Genomic DNA, 5,677 nt, shown 5'->3' with positions numbered 1-5,677 from the left:
CTGGACGGCGTGATCAACGAGTATCACCGGGCAGCTTGAGCTACTCGCAAATTCGCAGCTCACAAGCCTGAAACAGAATTTTGGCACCGTACAGGGCGGGCATGGCCGACGCGGAGACCGCGGTCGTGCAGGACGTACACCTCGGCGGCGTACCGGTGTGCCTGCTGGGCATCGAGTCACGGCCGGTGCCGCGGCGTGGCTTCCCGCCCACCGACGGCCCGGACACCTACACCGCGGGCACGCTGTTCCCGCGGTCGTCGAAGAAAGCCGCGCGGGCGATCAACGTGGCCAGCGGCAACCGCCCCCTCGTCGTGCTGGCGAACCTGTCCGGCTTCGACGGATCGCCGGAATCGATGCGCAAGCTGCAACTGGAGTACGGCGCCGAGATCGGCCGCGCGATCGTCCACTTCCGCGGGGCCCATCGTGTTCTGCGTGATCTCGCGATACCACGGCGGCGCGTTCGTGGTGTTCTCCAAGGCGCTGAACCCCAACATGACCGTGCTGGCGCTGGAAGGCTCGTTCGCCTCGGTGCTCGGCGGCGCGCCGGCCGCCCCGGTGGTGTTCTCCGGCGACGTCAACGCCCGCACCGCGGCCGACCCGCGCGTGCGGGACCTGGAGGCCCGCGCCGCGACCGCCGCCGGTGCCGACCGTGCCGCATTGACCGCAGAACTCGACGAGCTGCGCTCGTCGGTCCGCGCGGAGAAGCTCGGCGAGGTGGCCACGGAGTTCGACCAGGTGCACAACATCCACCGCGCCGTCGAGGTCGGCTCCGTGGACGCCGTCATCCGCGCCGCCGAACTGCGGCCCCGCGTCATCGCCGCCATCGAGTCCCATCGGCGGTAGCGCGGGCGCCGCCCGACGGGCCTCAAGATGTCCTCAAGATAAACCTGGTCTTGTCACAACCTATGCAGACGATTGCTAGTTTCATGCACAGATTTACGAGTCGACACGCCTCCGCCACATTTCTGACGCACGACGACAGCACCAGCGTGGCTCGCCGGACGTGCGCCCTGAGTGCGCGTGCCGGAGTGGCTCGCGCGAGGTGCGGCTGTGGCGGTCGCGGCGAACTACCACAAAGGAGAATTCACCGTGCGCACCCCCCGCCGAGGCCTACTCGCGCTGGCCGCCGTGGCCGGCGTAACAGTGACCATGCTGGCTCCCACCGCCGCCTCCGCTTACTACTACGGTAATGAAACGAACTACGGCACTCAGATTCCCAACCTGCCCGACAACGACTTCTACAGAAAATGCACCTGGCCGACAGGGGTTTTGGCCTGTTTCCAGCCCTACGGCGACCACTTCTTCGTGAAAGACGACAAGGCCGACGGCTACGCCGCGGCGGTCGACTGGTACGACGCGGACTCGAACCGGTGGGGAACCTGCGTCAACACGCACACCGCGGGTACCTGGGCGGATTGCAACAAGGACTTCACCGAGGGGCACACCATCTATTTCCGGGGCGCTCTCTACCAAAGCGGTAACCGCGTCAACAACGGTGGCTGGGTCTCGGTCGTCGCCTAGCGGTTCCTGGCCGGGATGGCAGGAGACCAACCTCTCCTGCCGTCCCGGCCGCCCTGCCGCCGTACCGGACCTCGTAAGGTAGAACCGTCACATACCTGCTGCCGTTGGCCCGCGTACCCGTACCACCTCTGATCGAGTGGCCCGGATCGGCACCGAGGGGTTCGCGCCTGCGGTCTTCGCGGCTGCCATGCCGCTGATCATCGCCCTGCACAGCACCGCCCCAGCCATCGCGGTGGGCATCGGCTGGGCTGCGCTGGCCGTACTGTTCTGCTCCGTTGTCCCGTACGGCATCATCTGGCTCGGCGTACGACGGGGGCGATTGACCGACCACCACCTCGGCGTGCGGGAGCAGCGCCGCGGGCCCCTGTCTACGGGCTGCTGCCCGTCCTTGCCGGTCTGTCCTGACTCGTTCTTCTCGGCGCACCTCGGCCGCTCACCGCCATGATCGTGGTGATGTTCGCCGTACTGCCGCCGCCGGCGCCGACCGTGCCGCGTTGACCGCGGAACTCGACGAGCTGCGTTCGTCGGTCCGCGCGGAGAAGCTCGGCGAGGTGGCCACGGAGTTCGACGGCGTGCACAACATCCAGCGCGCCGTCGAGGTCGGCTCCGTGGACGCCGTCATCCGCGCCACGGAAGTGCGGCCCCGCGTTATCGCCGCCATCGAATCCCACCAGCGTTAGTTCGGGCGCCGCCGGACGGGCCTCAAGATGTCCTCAGGAGAAAACTGGTCTTGCCACAACCTATGTGGGCGATTGCTAGTTTTCGCGCACGGCATTGTGTCGTGGCAAACTACCACAGAGGAGAATTCACCGTGCGCACCCCCGCCGAGGCTTACTCGCGCTGGCCGCCGTGGCCGGCGTAGCAGTGACCATGCTGGCTCCCGCCGCCGCCTCCGCTGCCTACTACGGCTCTGAAACGGACTACGGCACTATGCTTCGACCCTCCCCGACACTGACTACTACAGTAAGTGCACGAACCCGACAGGGGTGATGGCCTGTTTCCAACCCTACGGAGACTACTTCTTCGTGTACGACGAGAAGGCGGACGGCTACGCCGCGGCACTCGACTGGTACGACGCGGACTCGAACCGGTGGGGATCCTGCGTCAACACGCACACCGCGGGTACCTGGGCGATATGCAACAAGGACTTCACCGAGGGGCGCGAGATCTCCTTCCGGGGCGCCCGATACAACAGCGGTAACCCCTACGACAGCGGTGGCTGGGTCTCGAACCTCGCCTAGCGGGTTCCTTGCCGGGATGGCAAGAGACCAACCTCTCCTGCCGTCCCGGCCGCGCTGCGGTCAGCTGGGCGCTGTCGCGTTCTCGGCTTCGCTCATACCCGGGCGATCAGCTTGATCTCGATCAGCTGGTCGGGAAAGGCCAGCCGCGGTGTGCCGACCAGGGTGCTTGCCACCTGTGGATCCTCGCGTCCGTAAGCGCCCTTGCGCACCGGCCCGGCCGACTGGAATGCCGCGTCGACGTCGAGCACGTAGAGGACTTCCTCCACGACATCGGCCAGCGCGGCGCCGAACCGGCGGAGCAACGTCTCGGCGTTACGGTAGGCCTGTTGCATCTGCTCGCCCATGTTCCCGTAGTCCGTGACCTTGCCGTGCTTGTCGAGCGGAGCCCGGGCGAGGAGGTCGGCGCCGTCGTTCGCGAGCTGCCCGGACACATAGATCGTGTCACCGTGCTTGATCGCCTGGACGTAACCGTAGGATGCCTCCCCGGGCAGGCCGAAATTCTGGCTCCCCTGACGCTTCCGTGGGTGGTCAGAAGGGGCTATAACGGGCGCACGCCGTGCCCGGGCTAGGGTTTCTGGCTTGTCGAGAGCAAGAACCACAGGCACAGGAACGGCGTGCGATCTACAAGTGTATTCAAGGCGTTGTTGGGCGTTGACCGCACGGCCATCGAAGAGGTCACCTTCGACGGCGACGGGACGCTGGTGGCGCATGTGCGGCCGTGGAGGAAGGTCGGGCAGCGTTGTGGCCGTTGTGGCCGGCGTTGCCCGTGGTATGACCGGGGTGAGGGCCGGCGCCGCTGGCGCAGCCTGGATCTCGGCCCGGTCAAGGCGGTGCTCGAGGCCGATGCGCCCCGGGTGAACTGCCCCGAGCACGGCCCGGCCGTGATCGCCTTCCCATGGGCGCGGGGCGGGGCACACGCGGATGTTCGATGATCAGGTGGCGTGGTTGGCGGTGCACACGTCGAGGACCGCGGTCGCCGAGTTGATGCGTGTGGCGTGGCGCACGGTGGGGGCGATCTGCGCGCGGGTGTCGGCCGACGCGCGGGCCAGGGTTGACCGGTTGGCGGGGCTGCGCCGCATCGGGATAGACGAGCTGTCCTACAAGCGCGGGCACCGGTACATCACCGTCGTGGTCGACCACGACACCGGGCGCCTGATCTGGGCCGCGCCGGGCCGGGACAAGGCCACCGTGGCCGCGTTCTTCGACGCCCTCGGCGCCCAACGGTGCGCGCAGAGGCTGCACCGGGCGTGGGCACTCAAGGAAGGCCTGCGCTGGGTGTTCTCCCTGGCCCGGCAAGGCTTCCCGCAGTTGGCGATCACCGCCCTGCACCGATGGCTCAGTTGGGCGCGAAGCAGCCGCATCCCCGCCTTCGTCGACCTGGCCCGCCGCATCCGCAGACACCGGCCCGCGATCGAGGTCAGCATCGAACACCGGCTGTCCAACGCGCTCGCCGAGTCGGTGAACACCAAACTACGGCTACTCACCCGCCAGGCGTTCGGGTTCCACGACCCACACGCCCTGATCGGACTGGCCATGGTGGCCCTCGGCGGCCTGTGCCCACCACTACCCGGCCGCACCCACACGGCCTGAACCGGTGCGAGGGCTCCGCCCTCGCGCTCCCGACCCTCCCTCAAAGATCGCACCGATCTTCCCGCCCGGACGCCACAGGCGTACCGCGAACCTCGCCCGCCGGCAAGGGGCACGCCGCGCTCCGCGCGGTCGCTCCGCGCGGTCGCTCCGCGACCCCCTGCCACCAGGCCAGAACCACGATCCGGTCAAGACCGCCCGACCGAGAAGATCTCCACAGCCGACACCACTCAATCCACCCGGTGATCATGCACCAGGACCCACGGATGTGTCAGTAGGGCCGAAATTCTCGGCCTGCCTGTCGGGCGTCTGCGCGGCCGGCCTGGCTCTCCTCCGTGATGTCATGGCGCGAACGCCATGACCGCAAAATACTCCGGAAATCCGGAGCAGGATGGCCGTTCCCGGCGAGCACGGTGCCAGCGAATTCCGGCAGCCCCGGCAGCGGTGCGGTCAGCCGCAGTGCTCGAAGGGGCTCTCGTACCACTGGCTGCCGTAGGAGCCGCCCCACATGATGCACTTGCCCGGCGCATTGACCTTCACGGGGCCGGCATAATAGCGGTAGTAATCCGCGTCCACCACCCCCGGCGAGCCGTACACCTGCACCACCGCACGCACCCAGGCGGCGTTGCCCGCCGCTCCGGTCTTCCAGGTCACCACGCAGTTGGTGCTGCCGTTGTAGAGCAAGTAGGTGGTGGCGCTAGAGCCGTACGCATGGCTGTCGATGACGTGGTAGCTGCCGCCGCCGCAGGCCGCGATGGGCGAGGACGCCGCCATGGCCGGGCTGCTCCACGACACGGACGCCGCCAACGTGGCCACGATGCCGAGCGCAAGGGTCGCACTTCGCTTGAAAACACTCACGGTCGGTTACCTCCACATTAGTCCGGCTCTGGCGATCAGAGTAGCCGCGTCGATCTAGACAGGTTAACCGGAGAGCCAGCCGCGCGTGCCGGGCCGCCGTTGGTGGTCTGGTGCTGATCGGTGGACGCCGACGATGCGATTGCGCGCGCCCGCGAGCTGGTTTTGACCGAGCGGTTCGAGCCCTGTACCGTGCCAAAATTCGTCGCACAGGGTGTGAGCTGCTGTTTCGCGACAAGGAGCAGGATGGCAGGCGTGTTGGTTCGGCTGCTGTACCTGAGTGCGGTGCGGATGTTCGGCTGGTTGCCGCTGGCCACGTGCAGCGAGTCCGCGCTGGTCGCAGAGTTGCTGGTGCTGCGCCATGAGGTGGCGGTGCTACGCCGTCAGGTCGGTCGGCCGCGCCTGTCGTGGCCGGAGCGGGCGGTGTTGTCCGCGCTGGTCCGGGCACTGCCGCGGGAACTCTGGAGGCATCG

The 5,677-nt window shown here is 67.7% G+C and carries 6 protein-coding genes and 3 pseudogenes; 7 read left to right on the top strand and 2 right to left on the bottom strand.

The genetic code is table 11. The features are described 5' to 3' along the window. Nucleotides 1-95 precede the first annotated feature (95 nt). The 5 genes and pseudogenes from ABZ807_RS32945 to ABZ807_RS32925 form a co-directional block, all read left to right on the top strand. Nucleotides 96-843: pseudogene (locus ABZ807_RS32945) on the top strand (carboxyl transferase domain-containing protein); the annotation flags it as partial. Nucleotides 844-1,050: 207 nt separating this feature from the next. Next, nucleotides 1,051-1,521 (top strand): hypothetical protein, encoded by a 471-nt coding sequence (locus ABZ807_RS32940; RefSeq protein WP_357166961.1) that lies wholly within the window; start codon nt 1,051-1,053, stop codon nt 1,519-1,521. A 136-nt stretch (nt 1,522-1,657) separates the two neighbouring features. Further along, nucleotides 1,658-1,966 carry a hypothetical protein gene (locus tag ABZ807_RS32935; protein WP_357166958.1) on the top strand — a complete coding sequence of 103 codons (309 nt, stop codon included), beginning with the start codon at nt 1,658-1,660 and terminating at the stop codon, nt 1,964-1,966. Between the two features lie 49 nt (nt 1,967-2,015). Continuing rightward, nucleotides 2,016-2,201: a hypothetical protein gene (locus ABZ807_RS32930; protein ID WP_357166955.1), complete on the top strand. Its 186-nt coding sequence runs from the start codon at nt 2,016-2,018 to the stop codon at nt 2,199-2,201. Nucleotides 2,202-2,510: 309 nt separating this feature from the next. Then, a complete protein-coding gene (locus tag ABZ807_RS32925) occupies nt 2,511-2,762 on the top strand; it encodes a hypothetical protein (RefSeq protein WP_357166952.1) in 252 nt (83 codons plus the stop codon). A gap of 92 nt (nt 2,763-2,854) precedes the next feature. Here the strand turns inward: ABZ807_RS32925 and ABZ807_RS32920 are convergent, their stop codons facing one another. Next, nucleotides 2,855-3,472: a RidA family protein gene (locus tag ABZ807_RS32920; RefSeq protein ID WP_357166949.1), complete on the bottom strand. Its 618-nt coding sequence runs from the start codon at nt 3,470-3,472 to the stop codon at nt 2,855-2,857. Between ABZ807_RS32920 and ABZ807_RS32915 the strand changes: the two are divergent. Continuing rightward, nucleotides 3,377-4,352, top strand: a pseudogene (locus tag ABZ807_RS32915) (transposase). The gene ABZ807_RS32920 and the pseudogene ABZ807_RS32915 sit on opposite strands and share 96 nt — an antisense overlap. 447 nt (nt 4,353-4,799) lie before the next feature. Here the strand turns inward: ABZ807_RS32915 and ABZ807_RS32910 are convergent. Then, the gene (locus ABZ807_RS32910) at nt 4,800-5,207 is read right to left on the bottom strand and encodes a spore-associated protein A (RefSeq protein WP_357166946.1); all 408 of its coding nucleotides are present in this window, start codon (nt 5,205-5,207) and stop codon (nt 4,800-4,802) included. Between the two features lie 120 nt (nt 5,208-5,327). Between ABZ807_RS32910 and ABZ807_RS32905 the strand changes: the two are divergent. Beyond that, nucleotides 5,328-5,677, top strand: a pseudogene (locus ABZ807_RS32905) (hypothetical protein); the annotation flags it as partial.

The organism is Micromonospora sp. NPDC047548 (assembly GCF_040642975.1).
Taxonomy (GTDB): domain Bacteria; phylum Actinomycetota; class Actinomycetes; order Mycobacteriales; family Micromonosporaceae; genus Micromonospora.
The sequence above is the reverse complement of the archived record's forward strand: the minus strand, read 5'-3'. Positions and strand labels throughout refer to the sequence as shown.